Genomic DNA, 25,240 nt, shown 5'->3' with positions numbered 1-25,240 from the left:
GCCGGCGGCGCGCGCCGACGTCCTGTTTTCGGGATATCGGAATGCCCGTGCCGCCGTCCGTTTCCGCTTTGTGTTCGCGTATCCAGGCGCCGTTGCCTGGACATCGCCGGGCCGTCACTTGGGTAACCACATGGCTGAAACCCCTCCGACCGAATTCTTCATCCAGGGCATCACGAAAGACGGGAAAAAGTTTCGCCCGAGCGACTGGTCGGAACGTCTGGCCGGTGTGATGGCCTGCTTCGGGCCGGGGGCCAGCGGGCCGAACGCACGTCTCAAGTATTCGCTGTACGTGCGTCCGACGATGCTCGGCGACCTGAAATGCGTGATCCTCGATTCCCGGCTGCGCGACATCGAGCCGATGGCGTTCGATTTCGTGCTGAATTTCGCGAAGGACAACAACCTCGTCGTCACCGAGGCGTGCGAACTGCCCGACTACGACGCGAAGAAGTGATGCCGGCCGGGGCGCGCGCGTGCCGCGCCCGCCCCGGCAACGGTCGCCGGCCCGCAGGATGCGCGGGCGACAGGCAACAAAAAAGCCCGCCTAGGCGGGCTTTTTTGCGATCGCAGGAAACAGGAACGCCCGCGTGAGCGGGCGCACCGGATTTACGCTGCTGCCTGCAGACCCTTGACGGCTGCGGCGAGGCGGCTCTTGCTGCGAGCGGCCTTGTTCTTGTGAACGATCTTCTTGTCGGCGATCGTGTCGATCGTCTTCACGGCAGCCTTGAACAGCTCGGCAGCCTTTGCCTGGTCGCCGGCTTCAACAGCCTTGCGAACCGACTTGATCGCGGTACGGAATTTCGAGCGCAGCGCCGAGTTGTGCGAGTTTGCCTTCGCGGCCTGGCGGGCGCGCTTGCGTGCTTGTGCGGAGTTAGCCATGACGGTTCCTTATCCTGTCCTGTTTCCAGAGCTTGGAGCCTGACGGCCAAGCGCTGCTTTTCGATCCGTCCCCTGAGAACGATTGCCCAGGGGCGCATAAAAAAACGGTGATTTTAACCGAGGCCGGGACATGAAAACGGCAGTTGCCGTGCATGTACGAGCCCAGAAACCGGCGATTATAGCAACAAAATCAATCGAGTGACAAGTTTCAAGTGACACCGGGCAGGCGGGGCGTCGGCGGCGGGCGCGCTTTTCGGCATCGGCCGCTGGCCGGGCCACGCAACGTCCGTATAATAAGCGCCCCATGAATCTATTCCGAGCCCTGCTGACGGTCAGCGGCTTCACGCTGCTGTCGCGCGTGACCGGTCTGGCCCGCGAGACGCTGATCGCCCGTGCGTTCGGCGCCAGTCAATACACCGACGCGTTCTACGTCGCCTTCCGTATTCCGAACCTGCTGCGCCGCCTGTCCGCCGAAGGCGCGTTCTCGCAGGCGTTCGTGCCGATCCTCGCCGAGTTCAAGAACCAGCAGGGGCACGATGCGACCAAGGCGCTCGTCGACGCGATGTCCACGGTGCTTGCGTGGGCGCTTGCCGTGCTGTCGGTCGTCGGGATCGCCGGCGCGTCGTGGGTCGTGTTCGCGGTCGCGTCCGGCCTGCACAGCGATGGGCAGGCGTTCCCGCTTGCGGTCACGATGACCCGCATCATGTTCCCGTACATCGTGTTCATTTCGCTGACGACGCTCGCGTCCGGCGTGCTGAACACGTACAAGAGCTTCTCGCTGCCCGCGTTCGCGCCGGTGCTGCTGAACGTCGCGTTCATCGCCGCGGCCGTGTTCGTCGCGCCGCACCTGAAGGTGCCGGTGTTCGCGCTCGCGTGGGCGGTGATCGTCGGCGGCGTGCTGCAGTTCCTCGTGCAGCTGCCGGGCCTGAAGAAGATCGACATGGTGCCGCTGATCGGCCTGAGCCCGCTGCGCGCGCTGCGCCACCCGGGCGTGAAGCGCGTGCTCGCGAAGATGGTGCCCGCGACGTTCGCGGTGTCGGTCGCGCAACTGTCGCTGATCATCAACACCAACATCGCGTCGCGGCTCGGGCAGGGCGCCGTGTCCTGGATCAACTACGCCGACCGCCTGATGGAATTCCCGACGGCGCTGCTCGGCGTCGCGCTCGGCACGATCCTGCTGCCGAGCCTGTCGAAAGCGCACGTCGATGCCGATTCGCACGAATATTCGGCGCTGCTCGACTGGGGGCTGCGCGTCACGTTCCTGCTGGCGGCGCCGAGTGCGCTTGCGCTGTTCTTCTTCGCGACGCCGCTCACCGCGACCCTGTTCAACTACGGCAAGTTCGACGCGCATACCGTCACGATGGTCGCGCGCGCGCTCGCGACCTACGGGATCGGCCTCGTCGGCATCATCCTGATCAAGATCCTCGCGCCGGGCTTTTATGCGAAGCAGGACATCAAGACACCGGTGAAGATCGCGATTGGCGTGCTGATCGTCACGCAGATCTCGAACTACGTGTTCGTGCCGCTGATCGGCCATGCGGGCCTGACGCTGAGCATCGGCGTCGGCGCGTGCCTGAATTCGCTGCTGCTGTTCCTCGGGCTGCGCAAGCGCGGCATCTACCAGCCGTCGCCGGGCTGGCTGCGCTTTTTCGTACAGTTGTTCGGCGCGACGCTCGTGCTCGCCGGCCTGATGCACTGGCTGTCGATCAGCTTCGACTGGACCGGGATGCGCGCGCAGCCGCTCGATCGCATCGCGCTGATGGCCGCGTGCCTCGTGCTGTTCGCTGCACTATATTTCGGTATGTTGTGGGTGATGGGCTTCAAATACGCTTACTTCAGAAGGCGCGCCAAGTGACGACCGCAATGACCCGCGTCCTCGACTACTTCAGCACGCTCGTGGCGGACGACGACAGTCTGCCCGTCACGGAAGCGGCGCTGTCGCTGGCGCAGGACGCGTATCCCGACCTCGACCTGCAGGGCACGCTGGCCGAACTCGACATGCTGGCGGCGCGGCTGAGCCGGCGGCTCGCCGACGATACGGACCTGAAAGGCCGCGTCGCCGCGCTGAACGACTTCTTCTTCCGCGAGCTCGGCTTCGCGTGCAATCACAACGATTACTACGACCCCGATAACAGCCACCTGAACGCCGTGCTGAAACGGCGCCGCGGGATTCCGATCTCGCTGTCGGTGCTGTATCTGGAGCTTGCCGAGCAGATCGGCGTGCCGGCGCGCGGCGTATCGTTCCCCGGCCATTTCCTGCTGCGCGTCACGCTGCCGGACGGCGACCTGATCATCGATCCGGCCAACGGCCATTCGCTGTCCGAGGCGGAGATGGTCGAGATGCTCGAGCCGTACGTCGCGCGTGCGGCCGGCGCGGTCGACAGCGCGTTGCGCGCGCTGCTGCAGCCGGCGACGAGCCGCGAGATCATCGCGCGGATGCTGCGCAACCTGAAGACGATCTATCTTCAGACGGAGCGCTGGCAGCGGCTGCTCGCGGTGCAGCAGCGGCTCGTGATCCTGTTGCCCGAGCAGCTCGACGAAATCCGCGACCGCGGTTTCGCGTATGCGCGGCTCGATTACCTGCGCCCCGCGCTCGAGGATCTCGAGCAGTATCTCGGCGAGCGGCCGGACGCGGATGACGCGACCGTCGTCGAGTCGCAGGTGTCCGAATTGCGGCAGCGGATGCAGCGCGACGGCGAGGACTGAGCCGCCGCCGCTCGGCCACGGGAAGCCCGAACGTAGAAACGCCCGCGATGCGGGCGTTTTTTTGCGCTTATTTCGGCTGCATCCGGATCGCGCCGTCGAGGCGGATCACTTCGCCGTTGAGCATCGGATTCTCGACGATCTGGCGCACCAGCTGCGCATATTCGGCCGGTTTGCCGAGCCGCGGCGGGAACGGCACCATCGCGCCGAGCGCGTCCTGCACGTCCTGCGGCATGCCGAGCAGCATCGGCGTCTCGAACAGGCCGGGCGCGATTGTCATCACGCGGATGCCGCTGCGCGACAGGTCGCGCGCGATCGGCAGCGTCATTCCCGCGACGCCGGCCTTCGACGCCGCGTACGCGGCCTGGCCGATCTGGCCGTCGAACGCGGCGACCGACGCGGTGCTGACGATCACGCCGCGCTCGCCTTCCGCGGTCGGCGCGGTGGCGGCCATCGCGGCGGCCGCGAGCCGGATCATGTTGAACGTGCCGACGAGGTTCACGTTGATCGTCTTCGCGAATACGTCGAGCGGATGCGGGCCGTCCTTGCCGACGGTCTTCGCGGCGGGCGCGATGCCCGCGCAGTTCACGAGGCCGCGCAGCGTGCCCGCGCGCGTCGCGGCGTCGACGGCCGCCTGCGCGTCGGCCTCGCGCGACACGTCGCAGTGCACGAAGCGGCCGCCCAGCTCGGTCGCGAGCGCCGTGCCCGCCGCGTCGTTCAGGTCGGCGAGCACGACCGTGCCGCCTGCCTGCGCGAGCATCCGCGCGGTGCCGGCGCCGAGGCCCGACGCACCGCCCGTGATCAGAAACACGTTGCCGCGAATTTCCATGTCCGTCTCCTTTGTCGATCGCTCCTGGCGCGTCAGCGCGGGGTGCTCCCATGCCGACGCGCTTGGCTTTCGCTCACGCTTCAACGCAGGTTGCGCATCCACGCAAAGCCGCTGTCCGGGCCAATGCCGCCGCGACCGGTTGAAATGCCCGCACACCGGTCGCGGCGGCGCCCGCACCCGACCGATTGTACGGGGCACCGTCGCGCGGCGGCGACATCGGAACGGCCGTGCGCATTCTCCAAACGTAAAAAAAGCCGCCCGGAAAGGGCGGCTTGCGGGAGCGCGACGCGCTGCTTACTTCAGTGCGTCAAACGCGCGCTCGCGGATTTCCTCGACGCTGCCGAGGCCCGAGATCTTGCGATACTGCGGCGCCTTCAGGCCGTTTTCCTCGCCGCGCTGCGCCCAGTCGCCGTAGTACTTGATCAGCGGCTTGGTCTGCGATTCATACACTTCGAGACGCTTCTTGACGGTTTCTTCCTTGTCGTCGTCGCGCTGGATCAGCGGTTCGCCCGTCACGTCGTCGTGGCCTTCGACCTTCGGCGGGTTGAACTTCACGTGGTACGTGCGGCCCGATGCCGGGTGCGTGCGGCGGCCGCTCATGCGCTCGATGATTTCCGAGAACGGCACGTCGATTTCGAGCACGTAGTCGATCGCGACGCCGGCGTCCTTCATCGCGTCGGCCTGCGCGATCGTGCGCGGGAAGCCGTCGAACAGATAGCCGTTCGCGCAATCGGATTCCTTCAGGCGTTCCTTGACGAGGCCGATGATCAGGTCGTCCGTCACGAGCTTGCCCTCATCCATGAAGCGCTTCGCTTCGATGCCGAGCGGCGTGCCGGCCTTCACGGCCGCGCGCAGCATGTCGCCCGTCGAGATTTGCGGGATGCCGAATTTTTCCTTGATGAAGTTTGCCTGGGTGCCCTTTCCCGCGCCGGGCGCGCCCAACAGGATCAAACGCATGGTGATATCTCCAAGTATGTAGATTCGTCTGGCGAGACGCAAAAAACGCCGGCGACGACGGGCGCGGGGCTTGCCTGGCGCGTGGCGGACCGGTCTGATGCGGCGCGTCGGCTAGGGCGACGCGCGGCTGCCGGCAGGGCCGCGGGCGGGGTCAAGCGAGGACGCGCTGGTCGCGGGCGGCTCGCACAATCGCCTGATTATGCCACGGGTTATTTTGAAGCCGGCCGAAAAAGGGCCTGCACGCGCGCGAGATCGGCCGGCGTGTCGATGCCGGCTTCCGGCGCGGACTCGGTGATCAGCACTGCGATGCGCTCGCCGTGCCAGAGCGCGCGCAGCTGTTCGAGCTGCTCGGCCTGTTCGATCGGCGCCTGCGCGAGCGTCGGATAGGTGCGCAGGAAACGCGCGCGATACGCGTAGAGGCCGATATGCCGGTAGACCGGCAAAGCCGGCGCAGGCATGGCCGCGACGTCGGGCCAGTGCGGCTGGTACGCGTCCCGGCTCCACGGAATCGGCGCGCGCGAGAAGTACAGCGCGACGCTCTGCGCGTCGAGCGCGACCTTCACGACGTTCGGGTTGAACACGTCGGCCGCGTCGTGGATCGGGTGGGCGGCCGTCGCGATCGCGCACGCCGGATGCGCGGCGAGGTGCGACGCTACGTCGCGCACGAGGATGGGGTCGATCAGCGGCTCGTCACCCTGCACGTTGACGACGACGGTGTCGTCGCTCCAGCCGAACGTCGCCGCGACTTCCGCGAGCCGGTCGGTGCCGGACGGATGGTCGGCGCGCGTCAGCACCGCTTCGAAGCCGTGATCGCGCGCCGCATCGAGCACGCTCTGCGCGTCGGACGCGACCAGCACCTGCTGCGCGCCCGCTGCGCGCGCGCGCTCGGCGACGCGCACGACCATCGGCTTGCCGCCGAGATCGGCGAGCGGCTTGTTCGGGAGCCGCGTCGACGCGAGCCGGGCGGGAATGACGGCGATGAAGGGTTGCGGGTGAGTCATCGGGGCGGCGCGGTGAGAAGAACGAAGCGGGCGGTGCGTCTGGTGCGGCCGCCCGGCGGGGTTCGGCGCGCGGGCCGCGGACGGGCCGCGGCTCGGGCCGGGATCGGGGTGAGCGGCTTAGCGGCCGGCCGGGTCGACCGGCGTGCCTTCGACGGTCTGGCGCGCTTCGTCGACCAGCATCACGGGGATGCCGTCGCGGATCGGGTACGCGAGCTTGTCCGCATTGCAGATCAGCTCCTGCGCGGCACGGTCATAGTGGAGCGGGCCTTTGCAGATAGGGCACACAAGGATTTCAAGCAGGCGAGCGTCCACGGAGTTTCTCCACAACGAGGGCAATGAGGCGAGGGTCGAGCGCGGCTTCGACGGGGACGACCCACAGTCGGGCATCGCGCCAGGAAGCGCCCAATTTTACTGCATCCTTCTCGGTGATCAGGATCGCATCGACGGCGTCGTCGACGAACGGATTGTCGGCGAACGCGTAGTGGTCGGGCAGCGCGCGCGTCGCGGGGGCGAGGCCGGCCGCGCGCAGCGTCGCGAAGAAGCGTTCCGGCGCGCCGATGCCGGCCGCGGCGAGCACGCGCTCGTGCGCGAACTGCGACAGCGGGCGGCGCAGCGCGGGCTGGTCGAGGTGCCATGCGGCGCCCGGCGTGAGCGCGAGCGAATAGGTGTCGGGCCACGGCGGCAGCGCGCCGCTGTACGGATCGTTGACGAGCGTCGCGTCGCGGTGCCGCGACAGCGGCTCGCGCAACGGCCCGGCCGGCAGCAGGAAGCCGTTGCCGCCGAGCCGGTGGTCGAACACGACGAGTTCGACCGTGCGCGCGAGGCGGTAGTGCTGCAGGCCGTCGTCGCTGACGATGACGTCGACGTCCGGATGCGCGGCGCGCAGCGCCTGAGCGGCCGCCACGCGATCGGGGCACACCCAGACGGGCGCACCGGTGCGGCGGGCGATCAGCAGCGGCTCGTCGCCGCCCGTGGCGGCGCGCGACGCGGGCGTGACGGCGGTCGGCGCCTTCACGTTCGCGCCGTAGCCGCGCGACACGATGCCGGGCGTGAAACCCGCCGCCCGCAACGCGTCGACGAGTGCGATCACGGTCGGCGTCTTGCCGGTGCCGCCGACGGTCACGTTGCCGACCACGACGACGGGCACGCCGACGTCGACCGGCTTCTTCCAGCCTTGCGCGTAGGCGGTGCGCCGCAGCGCCGCGCACAGGCCGAACACGCACGCGAACGGCGTGAGCGCCCACGCGAGCGCGCCGCGGCGCTGCCATTCGCGCGTCAGGCGCGCTTCGAGCCGCGCGAGCGGGCCGTCGGGCGCGCTCATCGGGCCGGGCGCGGCAGGTCGTGCGCCGCGGCGTGGGACGGATTCGTCAAGGCGGATTCTCCGTTGGGCGGCGCATGCCGCGGGGTCTGCGGAAGGCGGCACTCTAGCGCGCCGCGGGCGGGCGCGGCAAGCGCGACCGGCCGCCGCAGCCCGCGGGGACGGATCATGACGGCTTGTGGATAACTCTGTGAAGAACTCCCCGTTCGATTGCGTCAAACGCCCGCCGGGTGGGCCTCGAATCGGATGAGAATCATTCCGAAAGGTTTAAAAATATATAAAAATCAATGCGTTACAACAAATCGTCTGGGTTTTTACGCGGTTTTCCCGCGTTTTACGCCGACGATTGCCAAAGTGTGGACACTTTTCGCGCATCGGCGCGCACGCGGTGCGGCGCTGGACGCCGCGCGCATGTCGGACTATCGTGTCGCCGCCAGCATTCATCCGACCGTCCATGCCTTCCGACTCCCCATTTGCCGCACCGGGCGCCACCCGCGGCGGCGACGAAGCGATTCCCGTTTCGGCGCTCAATCGTTCGATTTCGACGATGCTCGAGCGTACGTTTCCGCTGCTGTGGATTTCGGGCGAAGTGTCCAATTTCACGCGCGCCGCGAGCGGCCACTGGTACTTCTCGATCAAGGACCAGCAGGCGCAGATGCGCTGTGTGATGTTCCGCGGACGCGCGCAATACGCGGAATTCACGCCGCGCGAAGGCGACCGGATCGAGGTGCGCGCGGTCGTCACGATGTACGAGCCGCGCGGCGAAGTGCAGCTCAACGTCGAGGCCGTGCGGCGCACCGGGCAGGGGCGCCTGTACGAAGCGTTCCTGCGGCTGAAGGCGCAGCTCGAGGGCGAGGGGCTGTTCGCGCCCGAGCGCAAGCGGCCGCTGCCGGCGCATCCGCGCGCGATCGGCATCGTCACGTCGCTGCAGGCGGCCGCGCTGCGCGACGTGCTGACCACGCTCGCGCGCCGCGCGCCGCACATTCCGGTGATCGTGTATCCGGCGCCCGTGCAGGGAGCCGGTTCCGCCGAAAAGCTCGTCGCGGCCGTCGAGACCGCGAATGCGCGCCGCGAGGTCGACGTGCTGCTGGTCTGTCGCGGCGGCGGCTCGATCGAGGATCTGTGGTCGTTCAACGACGAGGCGCTCGCGCGCGCGATCTCGGCGAGCGCGTTGCCGGTGGTCAGCGGCGTCGGGCACGAAACCGATTTCACGATCGCCGACTTCGCGGCCGACCTGCGCGCGCCGACACCGACCGGCGCGGCCGAGCTCGCGAGCCCGCAGCGCGCGCTGCTGCTGCGCGAGGTGGAAGAGCGCCAGCGTGCGCTCGCGCGCGGCATCGCGCGCCGGCTGGAGCAGCGTGCGCAGCAGCTCGACTGGCTTGCGCGCCGGCTCGTGAGCCCGGCCGAGCGGCTGCAGCGGCAGCGCACGCACGTCGAGCAGCTCGCGGTGCGGCTGGCGTCGGCGGCGTCGCGGCCGGTGCGCGACGCGCGCGCGCGTTTCGCGCTCGCGCAACTGCGCTGGCAGCGTGCGCGGCCCGATCCGTCGCAGGCGCGCCAGGCGCTGGCGGGGCTGTCGCAACGTCTTGCGCTGGCCTTGCAGCGCCGTCACGAACGCGACACGGCCCGCGTGTCGGCCTGTGCGGCGAGGCTCGAGGTGCTGAGCCCGCAGCGCACGCTCGAGCGCGGCTATGCGGCGCTGATCGATGCGCAGACGGGCCGCGCGGTGCGCACGCCGAACGCGCTGAAGCCGCAGCGCCGCCTGACCGTGCATCTCGCCGAAGGCTCGGCCGACGTGTCGCTGGCCGACGTGCAGCCGCGGTTGTCCGATACGATCTGATGCAAGCGGTGCAAGCGGTGCAAGCGGTGCAAGCGGTGCAAGCGGTGCAAGCGGTGCAAGCGGTGCAAGCGGTGCAAGCGGTGCAAGCGGTGTAACGCGACATGCGGGTTGTCGCAACGGACCCGTCGCGCACAGGAACGGATACTGCGCATCGTCCGGCTCGTCCTGCCGGACGTTGCGCCAACATCGCTTTTCCGCATACCGCGGATAAATGGCCCGTGAGTTTGCGGGGTTATTCGTCCTCGCCTACAATCGGACGCTCGGCAGCATTCAACACAAGCCCCCCTACATACTCAACGAAGGAATCGCCATGGCTCATACGCTCCCGCCGCTCCCGTACGCTGAAGACGCACTCGCGCCGACCATCTCGAAAGAGACGATCGAGTACCACTACGGCAAGCATCATCAGGCTTATGTGACGAACCTGAACAATCTGATCCCGGGCACGGAATTCGAAAACCTGCCGCTGGAAGAGATCGTGAAGAAATCGTCGGGCGGCATCTTCAACAACGCCGCGCAAATCTGGAACCACACGTTCTTCTGGAACAGCCTGTCGCCGAACGGCGGCGGCGCACCGACGGGCGCGCTGGGCGACGCGATCAACGCGAAGTGGGGTTCGTACGACGCATTCAAGGAAGCGTTCACGAAGGCTGCAGTCGGCACGTTCGGTTCGGGCTGGGCATGGCTCGTGAAGAAGGCGGATGGTTCGCTCGACATCGTGTCGACGAGCAACGCTGCGACGCCGCTGACGACCGCCGACAAGGCACTGCTGACGATCGACGTGTGGGAACACGCGTACTACATCGACTACCGCAACGCACGTCCGAAGTTCGTCGAAGCGTTCTGGAACATCGTGAACTGGGACTTCGCAGCGAAGAACTTCGCGTAAGTCCGGCGCATGCGCGCCGCCACGGCGCGCGGCACTAGCAGAAAAGCCCTCGAAACGAGGGCTTTTTTGTTTTTGTCACCGGGATATGCGCTGCGAGCCCCGGATCAGGCCGCAACGCCGAGCCCCCAGCCGAGCGCCGCGCTCGCGATCACGACGGCCCACGGCGGCACGCGCCAGAACACTAGTGCGACGAATGCGACGAGCGCGGCGGCCAGATCGCGCGGCGCCGCGATCGTGTCGGTCCAGACCGGGTGATAGAACGCCGCGAGCAGCAGCCCGACGACGGCCGCATTCACGCCCGCGAGCGCGGCCTGCATCCGCGTGCTGCGGCGCAGGCGCGCCCAGAACGGCGCGGTGCCGGCCACCAGCAGGAACGACGGCGCGAAGATCGACACCAGCGCGATCGTGCCGCCGAGCCAGCCGTTCGGCGGGTTGCGCAGCGACGCACCGAGGAACGCGGAGAACGTGAACAGCGGCCCCGGCACGGCCTGTGCGACGCCGTATCCGGCCAGGAACGCCGCATCGCCGACCCAGCCGGGCGCGACCACGGCCGCCTGCAGCAGCGGCAGCACCACGTGCCCGCCGCCGAACACGAGCGCCCCCGTGCGGAAGAACGCATCGACGACGGCCAGCGTATCGGAGCGCAGCGCGCGGGCCGCGAACGGCAGCACGACGAGGAGCGCTGCGAACAACGCGAGCCACAGCACACCCGCGCGCGGCGACACGTGCAGCGGCAACGGATCGTGCGCGTCGCGCGCCGGTTGCGGCAGCAGCACGAGGCCCGCCAGTCCGGCCGCGACGATCACGGCAACCTGCGTCCACGCGGCCGGTGCGAGCAGCGTGACGCAGGCGGCCGCGGCCATCAGCGTGACGCGGCGCGCATCCGGGCACAGCGTGCGCGCCATGCCCCACACGGCGTGCGCAATCACCGCGACCGACACGATGCGCAGCCCGTGCAGCGCACCGGCTTCGATCGGCGCACCGCTCGCATGCACGCCGATCGCGAACAGCATCATCAGCAACGCCGACGGCAGCGTGAAGCCGAGCCACGCGGCGAACATGCCCGCGTAGCCGGCGCGCGCGAGGCCGATCGCCATCCCGACCTGGCTGCTCGCGGGCCCCGGCAGGAACTGGCACAACCCGACGAGATCCGCGTACGTGCGCTCGGTGAGCCAGCCGCGCCGCGTGACGAACTCGGCGCGGAAGTAGCCGAGATGCGCGACCGGGCCGCCGAACGACGTGAGGCCGAGCCGCAGGAACGCGATGAATACCGGCCACGGATGGCGGGAGGAAGCGGAAGCGGTCGACGTGCTCAAGGCGGTGAAGGCGGAAGAACGGACGAGCCGCCACGATAGCGCAACGCGGCGACGGCGGGGCGGCCGCGCGACGGGCGTCGCCGCACTCGCGGCCCGGCGTTCAGCGCATGCCGTCGGGCAACCCGCTCGCGCGCCGCAGCGCATCGACGTCGACGAGCTCGATCTCGCCGACGTGCAGCCGCACGACGCCGTCGGCCTGCAGCGCCTTCAGCAACTGGTTGGTGGTCTGCCGCGTCAGCGACAGCATCGCCGCGAGCTTTTCCTGCGACAGCCGGACGCGGGTGCGGCCGGCGCTGATCCCGCCATAGCCGTCGGCGATCATCAGCAGGCGGGCGGCGAGCCGCTGCGCGGCCGGCATCACGCTCATCGATTCGACGGTCAGGAAGCTCAGGCGCAGCTTCTGCGCCATCAGTAGCGCGAAGTGCCGCCAGTATTGCGGTGTCGCGTCGAGGATCGCGAGCAGGGCGGCCTGCGGGACGTGCAGCAGTAGCGTGTCGTCGAGCGCGATCGCATCGTGCGTGCGCGGCTGGCCGTCGAACAGCGCGATTTCGCCGAACCAGGTTACGGGCTCGGCCACCGTCAGCAGCGCTTCCTTGCCCTGCGGGTCGACCGCACCTATCGTGAGTGAACCGGCCAGTACCGCGTACAGCCCGCACGGCGGGTCGCCGCGCCGAAACAGCGCATGGCCGGCCGGCAGCCGGCGCAGCGCCGCGCGGGCGAGCAGGTCCGCACGCAACGCGGGCGGCAGCGCGGCGAACCACGGGTTCGCTTCGATCTGCGGCAGGTACGGGGCGAGCGAAGAGGGCATGGACACGCGATGTCGGGTAGCTGACAGAGGTTCTCGGGCGTGACGCGCATCATAGCGCTCAATAACCGGCCAGGAGACACGATGAAAACGCTCGAAGACCATCTTTCCCAGTATGCGGCCTACCACCGCGACGCGCGCAACATCGCGACGCATCTGGTCGGCATTCCGATGATCGTTTTTGCGGTCCAGGTGCTGCTGTCGCGGCCGGCGCTCGGGACGCCGGCCGGCGTCGCGCTGTCGCCGGCGCTGCTGCTGGCCGTCGCGTTCGCGGTGTTCTACCTGCGTCTGGACCTGCGGTTCGGGATCGTGATGACCGTACTGTTCGCGCTCGGCCTGTGGGCCGCGCAAACGATCGCGTTGCTGCCGACCGCCCAATGGCTCGCGACCGGCATCGGCGCGTTCGTCGTCGGCTGGATCGTGCAGTTCGTCGGCCACTGGTTCGAAGGACGCAAGCCCGCTTTCGTCGACGATCTGATCGGCCTGATGGTCGGGCCGTTGTTCGTCGTCGCCGAGGTCGCGTTCTTCGCGGGGCTGCGCGGCGACGTGCGCCGCGAAGTCGAGCGGCGGGCCGGCCCCGTGCACGGCGGCGCGCATTCGCATGTCTGATGCGCCGGTCTGCGTGTTCGGCGCGGGCGCCGTCGGCTGCTATCTCGGCGGCCGGCTCGCGGCGGCCGGCACGGGCGTGACGCTCGTCGGCCGTGCGCGAATCGGCGACGCGATCGGCCGGCACGGGTTGACGCTGACCGACCAGCGCGGTTATCGCGCGACGCTCGCGCCGGCCGGCGTCGTGTTTGCCACCGATCCGGCGGCCGCGGCCACCGCGCGGCTCGTGCTCGTGACGGCGAAATCGGCCGCGACGCGCGAGGCCGCCGCGCAGCTTGCCGGCGTGCTGCGGCCGGGCACGGTCGTGATCAGCTTCCAGAACGGCCTGCACAACGCCGACGCGCTGCGTGAAGCGCTGCCGCAGGCCACCGTGCTGGCCGGCATGGTGCCGTTCAACGTGATCGAGCGCGCGCCCGGCGCGTTTCACCAGGGCTCGGCCGGCATGCTGGCGGCCGACGCGTCACCGGCGCTGCAGCCGTTCGCCGGTGCCTTCGCGCGTGCCGGGCTGCCGCTCGCGTTGCACCGCGACATGCCGGCCGTCCAGTGGGCGAAGCTGCTGCTCAACCTGAACAATGCGGTGAACGCGCTCGCGAACCTGCCGCTGCGCGACGAACTCGCGCAACGTGCGTACCGGCGCTGCGTCGCGCTTGCGCAGCGTGAGGCGCTGCACTGGCTGACGCGCGCTGCCATCCGGCCGGCGCGGCTGACGCCGTTGCCGGCCGCGTGGATTCCGGCCGTGCTCGATCTGCCCGATCCCGCGTTTCGCGTGCTCGGCGGCCGGATGCTCGCGATCGATCCGCTCGCGCGTTCGTCGATGTCCGACGATCTCGCGGCGCGGCGAGCGACGGAAGTCGAATGGATCAACGGCGAGGTCGTGCGGCTGGCCGCGCGCTTCGGCGCGCAGGCACCCGTCAATGCGCGGCTGTGCGCGCTCGTGCACGACGCGGAACGCGCGGCGGCGCGCCCGGCCTGGCGCGGCGATGGGCTGTGGGCCGAACTGACCGCGCAGGCGCCCGCGGGCGACGTGCGGGCCGCATAGCGGGCGGCGCAGCCCGTCGCGCGGAGCGTGCGCGAACCCGCACGGGGCGAGCAGCGGCTAAGATGCGGAGTGCGTCATACGACGCCTATGCGGAGCCGTCATCATGGTGGATCGCCCGACTTTCGATGCCTACGACGCGCAGGCCGCGCCCGACGGCATGTACGCGCTGCTGGAGCAGCACTTCTCGCCGGGGCCGACCGCGGATATCGGCTGCGGAGCCGGGCGCGATACGGCCTGGCTCGCGTCGCGCGGCTTCGACGTGCGCGGCTACGACGCGAGCGCCACGCTGCTCGACGAGGCGCGGCGCTGCCATCCCGACCTCACTTTCGAGCTGGCCGTGCTGCCCGCGCTGGCCGGCGTGCCGTCCGGCGCGTTTCGCAACGTGCTGTGCGAAACGGTGGTCATGCATCTCGAACAGGCCGACGCGGCGGCGGCCGCCGCGCGGCTGGTCGAACTGCTGATGCCGGGCGGCACGTTGTACCTGAGCTGGCGAGTAGCCGGAAACGGCGCGTTGCGCGACGAGCGCGGCCGCCTTTACACGCCGCTGGATGCGGCACGGATGCGCGCGGCGCTCGGCGCCGGCGTGCAGGTGATCGACGAGCACGAGGTCGTCAGCGCGTCGTCCGGCAAGCACGTCCACCGGCTGATCGTACGCAAGGCCGCCGCCGCATGACGGCGGCGCGGCGGCGCGCTCACTCGCGGTTGAGCGCCGCTTCCCAGTTGATGTCGACGCAGAGCACCTGCATGCCGGTGGCGACCGGCGCGGCGATCGACGCGGTCACGCACAGGTGCGCCTCGTTGATCGACAGGTAGGGCGGCGTCAGGTGCACGCGGCCCGGCGCGCGCATCGCGTCGATGAAGTACGGGCGCCGTTCCCAGCTCGCGCCTTCGGAGTGCAGCAGCGGCCGGAAGCGCTTGGCGCGCTGCGAGACGCTGCCGCGCGCGAGCACGTTGTCGCCGATCTGGCGCCCCGACGCGTCGAGCAGGAAGCAGCGCGCGGTCTCGGGCAGCCCGAGTACGACGGCCGCTGCATCGGTGAGCGGTTCGCCCGCACCGAGTTTCCGGCTCGCTTCCTCGAGCGCCGCGACGTACGGCGCCAGCCGCTGCGCCTGCGTGCGCTCGCGCTTCGCGACGCGCAGCCGCAACGCGGCCGACAGCGTATCCATGCAGCCCGCGGCAGCCTGCGGCTGCACCGGGTCGACGCTCGGCCCCGCGAAATACTGGCCCTGCACGAAATCGACGTCGCATTCCAGCGCGATCAGCGCGTCGCGCTCGGTCGCGAGCCCGCCCATCAGGACGAGCTGGCCGGATTCGTGCAGCAGCGACACGAGCCCCGGCAGCACGCGTTCGAGATGCGAGTGCTCGCTCGCCTGCGCGAGAATGCCGCGGTCGAGCGTGACGATGTCGGGATGCAGGTGCCACACGCGGTCGATGTTCGAATGCTTCGCACCGAACCCGACCAGCGCGATCAGGAAGCCGGCCTTGCGCAGCCCGTCGACGATCGCCGCGTAGCGTGGCGTCTCGCCGCCCGCCTGCTCGGGCACTTCGAGCACCACGCGGTGCGGCGGCAGCCCGAGCGCCTTCAGGTTCGCGAGCAGCGCGTCGCTGTAGACGGTGTCCATCAGCGCGGCCGGATGCAGGCTCAGGAAGAGCCATTCGTCATGGCTGTCGAACGCATGGAAGTTGCCGAGATGCAGCGATTCGGCGAGCCGGCCGAGCTCGAGCAGGTCGCCGCGCCGCGCCGCCTGCGTGAACACCTCGTGCGACGCCACCTGGCGGCTTTCCTCGTCGTGCGCACGCAGCGACGCGTGATAGCCGATCGCCCGGCGGTGCGACACCGAGAAAACGGGCTGGAACACGCTGAAGACGGTGTAGCCGCCGTACAGCACGGTGCGCCGGTTCCCGTCGTCGCCGGCGACGGGGCGGGGCGGCTGAAAGCCGGGGGGATCGATGTCGATCATGCTCATGATGTCGGCCGAAGGAAGACTGCCAGTTTACCTAGAGAATAGGCCAGCAAGAAGCGTGCACGGCATCGTACGCCGTGCGGCGGCGCGTCGCGCTCGGGCCGCCGGCGCCGCGACCGGTGCGGCAGCCGATACCGCGGCCGCATCGCGGGGCGCACTGCACCGCAATGGTGCGCGCCGACCCGGTTCGGCGCGCGTGCCGCATCACGTACGCTCGGACGGGTCGGTCTTGCGCGCGGTGCTGCGGATCTCGGGCGCGAGCTGCGCGAAGATCCACGCGGAAGCCGCCGTGATGATCCCGACGCAGAGGAACGTTGCATGGAACGCCGGCAGCGTGTTGCTCGGCGTCACGGTGCGCAGCATGCCCGTGAACGTCGCGAGCAGCGCGCCCGCGACCGTGACGCCGAGGCTCATCGACAGCATCTGCACGAGCGAGAACAGGCTGTTGCCGCTGCTCGCGCCGCCCGTGCCGAGATCCTTCAGCGTCAGCGTGTTCATCGCGGTGAACTGCATCGAGTTGAAGCCGCCGAACAGCGCGAGATGCACGACCTTCACCCAGACGGGCACCGTGTCGCGCATCAGCGCGAAGCTCGCCATCATCACGCCGACCATGATCGTGTTCGCGAGCAGCACCTTGCGATAGCCGTGCCGCGTGATCAGGCGCGTGATAATCCGCTTCGAGAACATCCCGGCCGCCGCCACCGGCAGCATCATCAGCCCGGCCTCGAACGCCGAGTAGCCGAGGCTCACCTGCAGCAGCAGCGGGATCAGGTACGGCATCGCGCCGCTGCCGATCCGCGCGAACAGGTTGCCGAGCAGCCCGACGCTGAACGTGTGGATCCTGAACAGTTCGAGCGAGAAGATCGGCTGCGGCGCGCGCACCGCGTACAGCCCGTACGCGACGAAGCACGCGAGGCTCAGGATCAGCAGCACGAGCACGGCCGCGTGCTGCATGCCGAGATCGGCGAGCCCGTCGAGCGACAGCGAGATCGCGACCATGCCGATCGTCAGCAGCAGATAGCCCTTCAGGTCGAAGCGGCCGACGGCCGGGTTGCGCGCATCGGGCATCGAATAGAAGGTCGCGATGCAACCGGCGACGCCGACCGGCACGTTGATCAGGAAAATCCAGTGCCACGACGCGATCTTCACGAGCCAGCCGCCGAGCGTCGGCCCGATCAGCGGGCCGATCAGGCCGGGGATCGCGACGAACGACAGCGCGGGCAGGTAGCGTTCGGCCGGGAACGTGCGCAACACCGCGAGCCGTCCGACCGGCAGCAGCATCGCGCCGCCGACGCCCTGCACGACGCGGAACGCGACGAGCTGCGTCAGCGTATGCGCGTTCGCGCACAGCAGCGAGCCGAGCGAGAACACCAGGATCGCGCTGAAGAACACGCGCCGCGTGCCGAACGTATCGGCGAGCCAGCCCGATACGGGGATCATTACCGCCATCGTCAGCGAGTACGCGATCACGACCGACTGCATCCGCAGCGGCGATTCGCCGAGGCTCGCGGCCATCGACGGCAGCGCGGTGTTGACGATCGTCGAGTCGAGCGTCTGCATGAAGAAGCCCGTTGCGACGAGCCAGAGCATCACGGTGAGGTTTTTTTCGCCGGGGGCGGCGGCAGGCGGGCGCTGGAACATGAGGGCGGGGGCGGTGGCGCGGGACAGCCGACATTGTAGGGAAAGCCATCGCATCGTGCCGGTTCGGCGCGAAGCCCGGCAGGCCGGCGCCCGTCCTCGTCGAGTGACCAGTACAGTTCGGTCGAAAGTGTCTGCAACCGTATCTGTCCGTGTGCTGCCGCTGTCCGGAATACTGGTGCCATCGGACCCGTGCGACAGGAGGCTGCGATGCGCGAACTGCGAATTTACGTGATCGACGGCGACGAGCCGGCCGGTCGGTGGCGGATCGTCGATCGCACCGCGCTGGAGGTGGCCGACGGCGAGGTGTGGGTGACGATCGAGGGCCGGCCCGACGATCACTGGCTCGGCGCCGGGGATTCGCTGACGCTTGCGCCTGGCATGCGCGTCTGGGTCAGCGCCGGGGCGCAGGGCGCGACGTTCACGTTCGGTCCGCTCGAGGTGCCGGCCACGCGTGCCGCGCACGCATGGTGGCGGCCGCTCGTCGCGTGGCGCGACGGCCGGCGTCACGCGCCCGCATCGCTGCCGACGTAGTGATCGGGGCCGGATCGGCTTTCCGTTCGTTCGCGGATCGTTCGAACGCAGGTGCGATCCGGCATGCGGCTTTCGGCGATTCGCGCGATCGACATGATTCGCGCGCGGCTTCGTCGCGTGCGGGTCGAGCGAACGCCCGGTCGACCCGCACATTCACGATTGCTCGCGACGGTCGCGACTCCTAGACTCGATCTAGTCTCCCCACCGCCCGTTTCGCCATGACACCCGAACTCGCGTTGACGCATCTGTGGAAGCTCGCACGCGGCGACCCCGGCGCGCTGGCCCGCGCGACCGTGACGGGGCACGACCCGACGCTGCCGTCGACCTTCCGGGTCGGCACGCTCGCCGCGGCGACGATCGCGGCGGCCGGGCTCGCGGCGGCCGAATGCCACCGGCTTCGCACGGGTGTCGCGCAATCGGTCGACGTCTCGGTGCGCGACGCGCTCGTCGCGTTCCGCAGCGAACGCTACCTGCGTGTGAACGACGGCCCGCCGCCGGCGCTGCGTCATCCGGTGACGGGCTTCTACGACACGCGCGACGGCCGTTGGATCCAGTTGCACGCGAACTTCCCGCATCACCTGCACGGGATCCTCGACGTACTCGGCTGCGATGCGCAGCGCGACGACGTCGCCTCGGCGATCCGTACGCGGGACGGCGCGGCGCTCGAGACCGCGCTGGCCGACGCCGGGCTGTGCGCCGCATTGATCAGAACACCTGACGAGTGGGCGGCGCACGAGCAGGCGCGCGCGATCGCGGCGCTGCCGCTGTTCGAGGTCGAGCGGATCGGCGCTGCGCCGCGCGAGCCGATCGGCCGCGGCGAAGCCGGCCACGCGCTCGCCGGTGTGCGCGTGCTCGATCTCACGCGCATCATCGCGGGGCCGGTCGCGGGCCGCACGCTGGCGTCGTACGGCGCGCATACGCTGCTCGTCAATGCCCCGCACCTGCCGAACATCGCGCCGCTCGTGATCGACAACGGGCGCGGCAAGCGTTCGACCTGGATCGACCTGCGCGATGCGGCCGGCGTCGATACGCTGCACGCACTCGTACGCGATGCGGACGTGTTCGTGCAGTCGTATCGCCCCGGCGCGCTCGCGGCGCGCGGCTTCGGGCCGCAAGACCTGGCGGCGCTCAGGCCAGGCATCGTGTACGTGTCGATCTCGGCCTACGGGCATGCGGGGCCGTGGGCGCAGCGGCGCGGCTTCGACAGCCTCGTGCAGTCGGCGAGCGGGATCGCGTGGCAGGAACAGCAGGCCGCGCATGCGCATGCGCCGGGCCACCTGCCGTGCCAGGCGCTCGATCATGCAACGGGTTATCTGGCGGCGTTCGGCGCGATGATCGCACTCGCGCGGCGCTCGCGCGAAGGGGGAAGCTGGCACGTGCGCGTGTCGCTCGCGCAGACGGGGCGCTGGCTGCAGTCGTTCGGCATCCTGCCGGACGGCCTGCGGGCGCCCGATTTCGCGCTCGCGGACGTGCGCGACCGCATGGAGCGCATCGCGTCGCCGTTCGGCACACTCGACGCGGTGCTGCCGGCCGAGCGGCTGTCGGCGACTCCGCCGTCGCTTGCGCGAGCGCCCGTGCCGCCCGGCACCGACGACGCGCGCTGGCTGTGAGCGCCGCCGGTGCGGCACAGTTACTTGCGCAGTTCGACGACGAAGTCGTAGTAGTCGTTGCGGCAGTAGGTATCGGTCAGTTCGATGGCCCGCTGGTCCGACGTATAGCCGATCCGCGTGATCAGCAGCAGCGCGTCGTGCGGGGCGATGCCCATCTGTTCGGCGATCTCGTCGGTCGCGTTGACCGCGCGGAAATGCTGCAGCGCGCGCACGATCGGCGTGCCGCGCGCTTCGAGATAGCTGTACAGCGAGCCGGCGATCGCCTGCGGATCGGGAATCAGCGTCGCGGGGAACGTCGAGTTCTCGACGGCCATCACGATGCCGTCGGCGAGGCGCAGGCGTTTCAGGCGAGTGACCGACGCGGCCGGCGACAGCCCGAGCTGGATCACTTCGTCTCGGTTCGCCGGCTGGATCTCGCGCGCGAGCCATTGCGAGCTCGGCTTGAAGCCGCGCCGCTCGAGCATTTCGCTGAAGCTCGACAGCCGCGACAGCGGATCCTCGTAGCGCGGCTGGATGAAGTTGCCGGCGCCCTGCGTGCGGCGAATCAGCCCCTGTTCGACGAGCAGCGCGATCGCCTTGCGCGCGGTGATGCGCGATACGCCGAGCGCGTCGGACAGCACGCGCTCGGACGGCAACGCTTCGCCGGCCGTCCAGCGGTTGTCGTGGATCGCGTCGCCGAGCTTGCGGGCGAGCTGCAGGTAGAGCGGCGTGTCGTTGTCGGGGTCGGGGCGCAGGTCCTGCCAGCGGTCGTCCGTGGATGCCTTCATGGAATGGGTATCGATCAGGTTGCGGCCATTCTAAGTCATCGCGTCGCGCCGTTATAGCCGGTTTTTGCCGTGCAATAGGTGAATCGCGTGCCGATTGACTACACTGATGCGTCGTATTCCCTGCCAGGGCCGCGGTGCGCGGCCACGAATCCGCAACGAGGAACGCATGACAGACACGATCGCCACGGTCGTCCTGCCGGACGGCGAGACGATTCCGAAGCTGGGGCTCGGCACGTGGGAAATGGGCGAGCGCCCGGCCCGGCGCGCGGACGAGATCGCCGCGCTGCGCGAAGGTATCTCGCTCGGGATGACGCTCGTCGATACGGCCGAGATGTACGGCGACGGCGCGACAGAAGAACTGGTCGGCGACGCGCTCGCGGGCCTGCGCGACGACGTGTTCCTCGTCAGCAAGGTCTATCCGCACCATGCGAGCCGGCGCGGCGTCGTCGCGGCGTGCGAAGCGAGCCTCAAGCGCCTGCGCACCGACCGCGTCGACCTGTACCTGCTGCACTGGCGCGGCTCGGTGCCGCTCGCCGAAACGGTGGAGGGTTTCGAGGCGTTGCAGCGCGCGGGCAAGATTCGCCACTGGGGCGTCAGCAACTTCGATACGGCCGACATGGCCGAGCTCGTCGACGAAGCCGGCGGCGGCGCGTGCGCGACCAACCAGATCCTGTACAACATCGCGCGACGCGGCCCGGAATTCGACTTGCTGCCGTGGCTGGCCGATCACCGGATGCCGGCGATGGCCTACAGCCCGGTCGATCACGGGCGGCTGCCGAAGCATTCGCCGCTCGACGAGATCGCCCGGCAGCGCGGCGTGTCGGTGATGCGCGTCGCGCTTGCGTGGGTGCTGGCCCGGCCCGGGGTGTTCGCGATCCCGAAGGCGTCGCGGCTCGAACACGTGCGCGACAATCGCGCGGCGCTCGACCTGGTGCTGACCGACGACGAGCACGCGCAGCTCGACGCGTATTTCCGCCCGCCGCGCAGCAAGCGCGCGCTCGAAATGCTCTGAATGCGCCGAAGGGTGCCGCGCCGCGGGAAGCGCGCGGCGCGTGCTCAGCGCGCGGGCGCGTCGGCCGCGCGCTGCCAGCGATGGAACAGGATCGACGCGATCCAGCAGACGAGGAACAGCGCGACGATGCCGTAGCCGATCGAGCCGAAGCGTTCGCCGAGCGCATCGAGCGCGTCGCGCACGGGCCCCGTCAGCGACAGCTTGTCGGCCAGCAGGCCGGCGGCTTCGATGCCGCCGATCGCGAGCGCGACGGCCGCCGACACGAACGTGATGCTCGCGTTGTAGAGCAGCTTGCGCTGCGGATCGTCCATCGCCCAGCCGTACGCGTGAATCATCAGCACATTGTCGGTCGAGTCGATCAGCGTCATGCCGGCGGTGAACAGCGCGGGAAACAGCATGACCGTATAGACCGGCAGCCCCTGGCTCGCCTGCGCGGCGGCGATCGCGAGCAGGCCGATTTCGGTCGCGGTATCGAAGCCGAGCCCGAACAGCACGCCGACCGGATACATGTGCCAGCTCTTCGACACGAACCGGAGCAGCGGACGCAGCAGCCGGGAGACGAGCCCGGCAGGCCGGTGCACATGCGCGCGATCGTGCCCGTGTCCGTGTCCGTGTCCGCGCGTGCCGCGATAGCGGCGCCACACGTCGCGCAGGATCATCAGGTTCACGCACGCGAGCACGAGCAGGAAGGTGGCCGACACCGCCGTGCCGATCGTGCCGCCGATCTCGCGGAAGGCATCGAACCGGTCGCGCAGCGCGAACGCGGTCAGCGCGATGCCGAGCGTCGCGGCGATCACGATCGTCGAATGGCCGAGCGAAAAGAACAGCCCGACGCTCACCGGGCGCTGGCCTTCCTGCATCAGTTTGCGCGTCGCGACGTCGATCGCGGCGATGTGATCGGCGTCGACCGCGTGACGCAGCCCGAGCCCGTATGCGATCGCCGCGGTGCCGAGCAGCAGCGGATGATCGCGCAACACGGCGAGCGCCCATAGCCAGACGGCGGCGTTCGCGGCAATCAGGCCGGCATAGAGGATCAGCAGGCGGCGCAGGGCAGGGGTGGGCGGCATCGGGAGGGTTCCATCTGGCGAATCGCGACGTATTGTGGCACGCGAAAAAAAGCCGGGCATGCCGATCAAAAATTGGCGCGTGGACGAAGCGCGGAGCGCGCGCCAACGAAAAAGGCCCGTCCGGAACCGGACGGGCCTTGCTTGCGAGCGCGCCGCTGCTTACTTCACTTTCGCGTTGATCACGGCTTCCGACACGTTGGCCGGCGTTTCCGCGTAGTGCTTGAACTCCATCGTGTAGGTCGCGCGGCCCTGCGTGGCCGAACGCAGCGACGTCGAATAGCCGAACATCTCCGCGAGCGGCACTTCGGCGCGCACCAGCTTGCCGCCGCCGCCCGCGATGTCCTCCATCCCCTGCACGATGCCGCGTCGGCTCGACAGGTCGCCCATCACGTTGCCCATGAAGTCCTCGGGCGTTTCGACCTCGACCGCCATCATCGGCTCGAGCAGCACCGGCTTCGCGCGGCGCATCGCTTCCTTGAACGCCATCGAACCGGCCATGCGGAACGCGTTTTCGTTCGAGTCGACGTCGTGGTACGAGCCGAACGTCAGGTGCACCTTCACGTCGACGACCGGATAGCCCGCGAGCACGCCGCTCTTCAGCGTTTCGGTGATGCCCTTGTCGACGGCCGGGATGAATTCGCGCGGAATCACGCCGCCCTTGATCTCGTCGAGGAACTCGTAGCCCTTGCCCGGGTTCGGTTCGAGCGTGATCACCGCATGGCCGTACTGACCGCGACCGCCCGACTGCTTGACGAACTTGCCTTCGACGTCGGACGCCGTCGTGCGCACCGTTTCGCGATACGCGACCTGCGGCTTGCCGACCGTCGCCTCGACGCCGAATTCACGCTTCATCCGGTCGACCAGGATTTCGAGGTGAAGCTCGCCCATCCCCGAAATGATCGTCTGGCCGGATTCCTCGTCGGTCTGCACACGGAACGACGGATCTTCCTGTGCCAGGCGGTTCAGCGCGAGGCCCATCTTTTCCTGGTCGGCCTTCGTCTTCGGCTCGACGGCCTGCGAGATCACCGGTTCCGGGAATTCCATCTTCTCGAGGATGATCGGCTTGGCCGGATCGCACAGCGTGTCGCCGGTGGTCGCCTCCTTCAGGCCGACGGCCGCCGCGATGTCGCCCGCGCGCACTTCCTTGATTTCCTTGCGCTCGTTCGCGTGCATCTGCAGGATCCGGCCGAGCCGTTCCTTCTTGTCCTTGGTCGCGTTGAGGACCGTGTCGCCCGATTCGACGACGCCTGAATACACGCGGAAGAAGATCAACTGGCCGACGAACGGGTCGGTCATGATCTTGAACGCGAGCGACGAGAACGGCTCGTCGTCGCTCGGATGACGTTCCGCCGGCTTTTCCGGATCGGCGAAGTCGTGGCCGAGGATCGCCGGCACGTCGACGGGCGACGGCAGGTAGTCGATCACCGCGTCGAGCATCGCCTGCACGCCCTTGTTCTTGAACGCGCTGCCGCACAGCATCGGCACGATCTCGTTCGCGATCGTGCGCTTGCGCAGCGCGGCCTTGATCTCGTCCTCGGTCAGCGATTCGTGGTCGTGCAGGTACTTCTCGAGCAGTTCCTCGCTCGCTTCGGCGGCAGCCTCGACCATCTTCTCGCGCCACTCGTGTGCGAGTTCGACGAGGTTCGCGGGGATCTCCTCGTACGTGAACTTCACGCCCTGGCTTTCGTCGTCCCACACGATCGCCTTCATCTTCACGAGATCGACGACGCCCTGGAAATGATCTTCCGCGCCGATCGGAATCTGGATCGGCACGGCGACGCCTTTCAGGCGCTCGCCGATCTGCCGCTGCACGCGGAAGAAGTCTGCGCCGACGCGGTCCATCTTGTTGACGAACGCGATGCGCGGCACCTTGTACTTGTTCGCCTGGCGCCACACGGTTTCGGATTGCGGCTGCACGCCGCCGACCGAGTCGTAGACCATGCACGCACCGTCGAGCACGCGCATCGAGCGCTCGACCTCGATCGTGAAGTCGACGTGCCCGGGGGTGTCGATGATGTTGATCCGGTGCTCCGGATAGTTGCCGGCCATGCCCTTCCAGAAGGCCGTGGTCGCCGCCGACGTGATCGTGATGCCGCGTTCCTGCTCCTGTTCCATCCAGTCCATCGTGGCCGCGCCGTCGTGCACTTCGCCGATCTTGTGGCTCACGCCGGTGTAAAACAGGATGCGCTCGGTCGTCGTGGTCTTGCCGGCATCGATGTGAGCGCTGATCCCGATATTGCGATAGCGCTCGATGGGGGTTTTGCGGGGCACGTGAACCTCCTTAGGTTCGGATCGTAAGCGGGCCGGCTGGGCCGGCCCGGACTGGAACAAGCGAGACTTCAAGCATAGCGCTTGCGCGTGGCTTTTGCAGATGCGGCCGACAACGGTGGATTCAAGCCGGGCGCCGCCGACGACGGGCGACAAAAAAGCCGGCGCCCAACGGGCAGCCGGCTTAGGTCGATACGCGGCGCG

24 protein-coding genes are annotated in these 25,240 nt (G+C 68.9%); 11 read left to right on the top strand and 13 right to left on the bottom strand.

From position 1 onward, the window contains the following. Positions 1 to 130 precede the first annotated feature (130 nt). A complete protein-coding gene (locus WJ16_RS13115) occupies positions 131 to 451 on the top strand; it encodes a DUF3579 domain-containing protein (protein WP_069257416.1) in 321 nt (106 codons plus the stop codon). 152 nt (positions 452 to 603) lie between these two features. Here the strand turns inward: WJ16_RS13115 and rpsT are convergent, their stop codons facing one another. Then, a complete protein-coding gene (gene rpsT, locus WJ16_RS13110) occupies positions 604 to 876 on the bottom strand; it encodes a 30S ribosomal protein S20 (protein WP_006482211.1) in 273 nt (90 codons plus the stop codon). 304 nt (positions 877 to 1,180) lie between these two features. On the opposite strand from rpsT, the gene murJ reads away from it, so the two are divergent. Continuing rightward, on the top strand, positions 1,181 to 2,731 hold the full coding sequence (murJ, locus tag WJ16_RS13105; RefSeq protein WP_069257415.1) for a murein biosynthesis integral membrane protein MurJ: 1,551 nt from the start codon (positions 1,181 to 1,183) through the stop codon (positions 2,729 to 2,731). Between the two features lie 8 nt (positions 2,732 to 2,739). Next, entirely contained in the window at positions 2,740 to 3,582 is an 843-nt protein-coding gene (locus WJ16_RS13100) for a SirB1 family protein (protein ID WP_069258055.1), read from the top strand. A 67-nt stretch (positions 3,583 to 3,649) separates the two neighbouring features. Here WJ16_RS13100 and WJ16_RS13095 read toward each other — a convergent pair whose 3' ends face one another. The 5 genes from WJ16_RS13095 to lpxK all read right to left on the bottom strand — a co-directional run bounded on the left by WJ16_RS13095 (position 3,650) and on the right by lpxK (position 7,687). Next, positions 3,650 to 4,408, bottom strand: a complete 759-nt coding sequence (locus WJ16_RS13095; RefSeq protein WP_069257414.1) for an SDR family NAD(P)-dependent oxidoreductase — start codon at positions 4,406 to 4,408, stop codon at positions 3,650 to 3,652. A 294-nt stretch (positions 4,409 to 4,702) separates the two neighbouring features. Then, complete coding sequence (adk, locus tag WJ16_RS13090; protein WP_069257413.1) at positions 4,703 to 5,365, bottom strand: adenylate kinase; 663 nt, start codon at positions 5,363 to 5,365, stop codon at positions 4,703 to 4,705. A 209-nt stretch (positions 5,366 to 5,574) separates the two neighbouring features. Further along, entirely contained in the window at positions 5,575 to 6,366 is a 792-nt protein-coding gene (kdsB, locus tag WJ16_RS13085; protein ID WP_069257412.1) for a 3-deoxy-manno-octulosonate cytidylyltransferase, read from the bottom strand. A 117-nt stretch (positions 6,367 to 6,483) separates the two neighbouring features. After that, entirely contained in the window at positions 6,484 to 6,678 is a 195-nt protein-coding gene (locus tag WJ16_RS13080) for a Trm112 family protein (protein ID WP_010090898.1), read from the bottom strand. Next, positions 6,659 to 7,687: a tetraacyldisaccharide 4'-kinase gene (gene lpxK / locus WJ16_RS13075; protein WP_069257411.1), complete on the bottom strand. Its 1,029-nt coding sequence runs from the start codon at positions 7,685 to 7,687 to the stop codon at positions 6,659 to 6,661. The genes WJ16_RS13080 and lpxK overlap by 20 nt, the downstream gene beginning before the upstream one ends. A gap of 451 nt (positions 7,688 to 8,138) precedes the next feature. Between lpxK and xseA the strand changes: the two genes are divergently transcribed. Both xseA and sodB read left to right on the top strand, forming a co-directional pair. After that, positions 8,139 to 9,521 (top strand): exodeoxyribonuclease VII large subunit, encoded by a 1,383-nt coding sequence (xseA, locus tag WJ16_RS13070; RefSeq protein ID WP_069257410.1) that lies wholly within the window; start codon positions 8,139 to 8,141, stop codon positions 9,519 to 9,521. A gap of 310 nt (positions 9,522 to 9,831) precedes the next feature. Continuing rightward, entirely contained in the window at positions 9,832 to 10,410 is a 579-nt protein-coding gene (gene sodB, locus WJ16_RS13065) for a superoxide dismutase [Fe] (RefSeq protein ID WP_006489396.1), read from the top strand. Between the two features lie 104 nt (positions 10,411 to 10,514). On the opposite strand, the gene chrA is transcribed toward sodB, so the two are convergent. Both chrA and WJ16_RS13055 read right to left on the bottom strand, forming a co-directional pair. Beyond that, positions 10,515 to 11,726, bottom strand: a complete 1,212-nt coding sequence (gene chrA / locus WJ16_RS13060; protein ID WP_069257409.1) for a chromate efflux transporter — start codon at positions 11,724 to 11,726, stop codon at positions 10,515 to 10,517. A gap of 100 nt (positions 11,727 to 11,826) precedes the next feature. After that, positions 11,827 to 12,534 (bottom strand): Crp/Fnr family transcriptional regulator, encoded by a 708-nt coding sequence (locus tag WJ16_RS13055; RefSeq protein WP_069257408.1) that lies wholly within the window; start codon positions 12,532 to 12,534, stop codon positions 11,827 to 11,829. 81 nt (positions 12,535 to 12,615) lie between these two features. On the opposite strand from WJ16_RS13055, the gene WJ16_RS13050 reads away from it, so the two are divergent. From WJ16_RS13050 to WJ16_RS13040, 3 genes are all read left to right on the top strand, one after another. Further along, positions 12,616 to 13,140: an Mpo1 family 2-hydroxy fatty acid dioxygenase gene (locus WJ16_RS13050; RefSeq protein WP_069257407.1), complete on the top strand. Its 525-nt coding sequence runs from the start codon at positions 12,616 to 12,618 to the stop codon at positions 13,138 to 13,140. Beyond that, positions 13,133 to 14,176, top strand: coding sequence for a 2-dehydropantoate 2-reductase (locus tag WJ16_RS13045; protein ID WP_069257406.1), 1,044 nt, complete (start codon positions 13,133 to 13,135; stop codon positions 14,174 to 14,176). Before WJ16_RS13050 ends, WJ16_RS13045 begins: the two co-directional genes overlap by 8 nt. Before the next feature lie 103 nt (positions 14,177 to 14,279). Next, positions 14,280 to 14,849, top strand: a complete 570-nt coding sequence (locus tag WJ16_RS13040; RefSeq protein WP_069257405.1) for a class I SAM-dependent methyltransferase — start codon at positions 14,280 to 14,282, stop codon at positions 14,847 to 14,849. A gap of 19 nt (positions 14,850 to 14,868) precedes the next feature. Here the strand turns inward: WJ16_RS13040 and WJ16_RS13035 are convergent, their stop codons facing one another. Continuing rightward, positions 14,869 to 16,143 carry an EAL domain-containing protein gene (locus WJ16_RS13035; protein ID WP_069257404.1) on the bottom strand — a complete coding sequence of 425 codons (1,275 nt, stop codon included), beginning with the start codon at positions 16,141 to 16,143 and terminating at the stop codon, positions 14,869 to 14,871. 201 nt (positions 16,144 to 16,344) lie between these two features. Continuing rightward, the gene (mdtD, locus tag WJ16_RS13030) at positions 16,345 to 17,781 is read right to left on the bottom strand and encodes a multidrug transporter subunit MdtD (RefSeq protein WP_069257403.1); all 1,437 of its coding nucleotides are present in this window, start codon (positions 17,779 to 17,781) and stop codon (positions 16,345 to 16,347) included. Between the two features lie 207 nt (positions 17,782 to 17,988). Here mdtD and WJ16_RS13025 point away from each other — a divergent pair, with 207 nt between their 5' ends. Beyond that, positions 17,989 to 18,312 (top strand): DUF2917 domain-containing protein, encoded by a 324-nt coding sequence (locus tag WJ16_RS13025; RefSeq protein WP_069257402.1) that lies wholly within the window; start codon positions 17,989 to 17,991, stop codon positions 18,310 to 18,312. A gap of 218 nt (positions 18,313 to 18,530) precedes the next feature. Then, a complete protein-coding gene (locus WJ16_RS13020; RefSeq protein ID WP_069257401.1) occupies positions 18,531 to 19,922 on the top strand; it encodes a CoA transferase in 1,392 nt (463 codons plus the stop codon). A 20-nt stretch (positions 19,923 to 19,942) separates the two neighbouring features. On the opposite strand, the gene WJ16_RS13015 is transcribed toward WJ16_RS13020, so the two are convergent. After that, positions 19,943 to 20,689, bottom strand: a complete 747-nt coding sequence (locus tag WJ16_RS13015; RefSeq protein WP_069257400.1) for a GntR family transcriptional regulator — start codon at positions 20,687 to 20,689, stop codon at positions 19,943 to 19,945. Between the two features lie 166 nt (positions 20,690 to 20,855). On the opposite strand from WJ16_RS13015, the gene WJ16_RS13010 reads away from it, so the two are divergent. Next, on the top strand, positions 20,856 to 21,701 hold the full coding sequence (locus tag WJ16_RS13010; protein ID WP_069257399.1) for an aldo/keto reductase: 846 nt from the start codon (positions 20,856 to 20,858) through the stop codon (positions 21,699 to 21,701). Positions 21,702 to 21,745: 44 nt separating this feature from the next. On the opposite strand, the gene WJ16_RS13005 is transcribed toward WJ16_RS13010, so the two are convergent. Both WJ16_RS13005 and fusA read right to left on the bottom strand, forming a co-directional pair. After that, a complete protein-coding gene (locus tag WJ16_RS13005) occupies positions 21,746 to 22,768 on the bottom strand; it encodes a HoxN/HupN/NixA family nickel/cobalt transporter (RefSeq protein WP_069257398.1) in 1,023 nt (340 codons plus the stop codon). A gap of 159 nt (positions 22,769 to 22,927) precedes the next feature. Continuing rightward, on the bottom strand, positions 22,928 to 25,039 hold the full coding sequence (gene fusA, locus WJ16_RS13000) for an elongation factor G (protein ID WP_069257397.1): 2,112 nt from the start codon (positions 25,037 to 25,039) through the stop codon (positions 22,928 to 22,930). Between the last annotated feature and the right edge of the window lie 201 nt (positions 25,040 to 25,240).

The organism is Burkholderia metallica (assembly GCF_001718555.1).
Taxonomy (GTDB): domain Bacteria; phylum Pseudomonadota; class Gammaproteobacteria; order Burkholderiales; family Burkholderiaceae; genus Burkholderia; species Burkholderia metallica.
The sequence above is the reverse complement of the archived record's forward strand: the minus strand, read 5'-3'. Positions and strand labels throughout refer to the sequence as shown.

Coding starts and splice junctions, on each gene's coding strand:
- WJ16_RS13045 (WP_069257406.1), top strand. CDS start 13,133: ATGTCTGATGCGCCGGTCTGCGTGTTCGGCGCGGGCGCCGTCGGCTGC.
- WJ16_RS13005 (WP_069257398.1), bottom strand. CDS start 22,768: ATGCCGCCCACCCCTGCCCTGCGCCGCCTGCTGATCCTCTATGCCGGC.
- sodB (WP_006489396.1), top strand. CDS start 9,832: ATGGCTCATACGCTCCCGCCGCTCCCGTACGCTGAAGACGCACTCGCG.
- WJ16_RS13040 (WP_069257405.1), top strand. CDS start 14,280: ATGGTGGATCGCCCGACTTTCGATGCCTACGACGCGCAGGCCGCGCCC.
- lpxK (WP_069257411.1), bottom strand. CDS start 7,687: ATGAGCGCGCCCGACGGCCCGCTCGCGCGGCTCGAAGCGCGCCTGACG.
- WJ16_RS13025 (WP_069257402.1), top strand. CDS start 17,989: ATGCGCGAACTGCGAATTTACGTGATCGACGGCGACGAGCCGGCCGGT.
- WJ16_RS13095 (WP_069257414.1), bottom strand. CDS start 4,408: ATGGAAATTCGCGGCAACGTGTTTCTGATCACGGGCGGTGCGTCGGGC.
- WJ16_RS13010 (WP_069257399.1), top strand. CDS start 20,856: ATGACAGACACGATCGCCACGGTCGTCCTGCCGGACGGCGAGACGATT.
- WJ16_RS13115 (WP_069257416.1), top strand. CDS start 131: ATGGCTGAAACCCCTCCGACCGAATTCTTCATCCAGGGCATCACGAAA.
- WJ16_RS13055 (WP_069257408.1), bottom strand. CDS start 12,534: ATGCCCTCTTCGCTCGCCCCGTACCTGCCGCAGATCGAAGCGAACCCG.
- mdtD (WP_069257403.1), bottom strand. CDS start 17,781: ATGTTCCAGCGCCCGCCTGCCGCCGCCCCCGGCGAAAAAAACCTCACC.
- murJ (WP_069257415.1), top strand. CDS start 1,181: ATGAATCTATTCCGAGCCCTGCTGACGGTCAGCGGCTTCACGCTGCTG.
- WJ16_RS13020 (WP_069257401.1), top strand. CDS start 18,531: ATGACACCCGAACTCGCGTTGACGCATCTGTGGAAGCTCGCACGCGGC.
- rpsT (WP_006482211.1), bottom strand. CDS start 876: ATGGCTAACTCCGCACAAGCACGCAAGCGCGCCCGCCAGGCCGCGAAG.
- xseA (WP_069257410.1), top strand. CDS start 8,139: ATGCCTTCCGACTCCCCATTTGCCGCACCGGGCGCCACCCGCGGCGGC.
- WJ16_RS13050 (WP_069257407.1), top strand. CDS start 12,616: ATGAAAACGCTCGAAGACCATCTTTCCCAGTATGCGGCCTACCACCGC.
- adk (WP_069257413.1), bottom strand. CDS start 5,365: ATGCGTTTGATCCTGTTGGGCGCGCCCGGCGCGGGAAAGGGCACCCAG.
- WJ16_RS13035 (WP_069257404.1), bottom strand. CDS start 16,143: ATGAGCATGATCGACATCGATCCCCCCGGCTTTCAGCCGCCCCGCCCC.
- kdsB (WP_069257412.1), bottom strand. CDS start 6,366: ATGACTCACCCGCAACCCTTCATCGCCGTCATTCCCGCCCGGCTCGCG.
- WJ16_RS13100 (WP_069258055.1), top strand. CDS start 2,740: ATGACCCGCGTCCTCGACTACTTCAGCACGCTCGTGGCGGACGACGAC.
- WJ16_RS13015 (WP_069257400.1), bottom strand. CDS start 20,689: ATGAAGGCATCCACGGACGACCGCTGGCAGGACCTGCGCCCCGACCCC.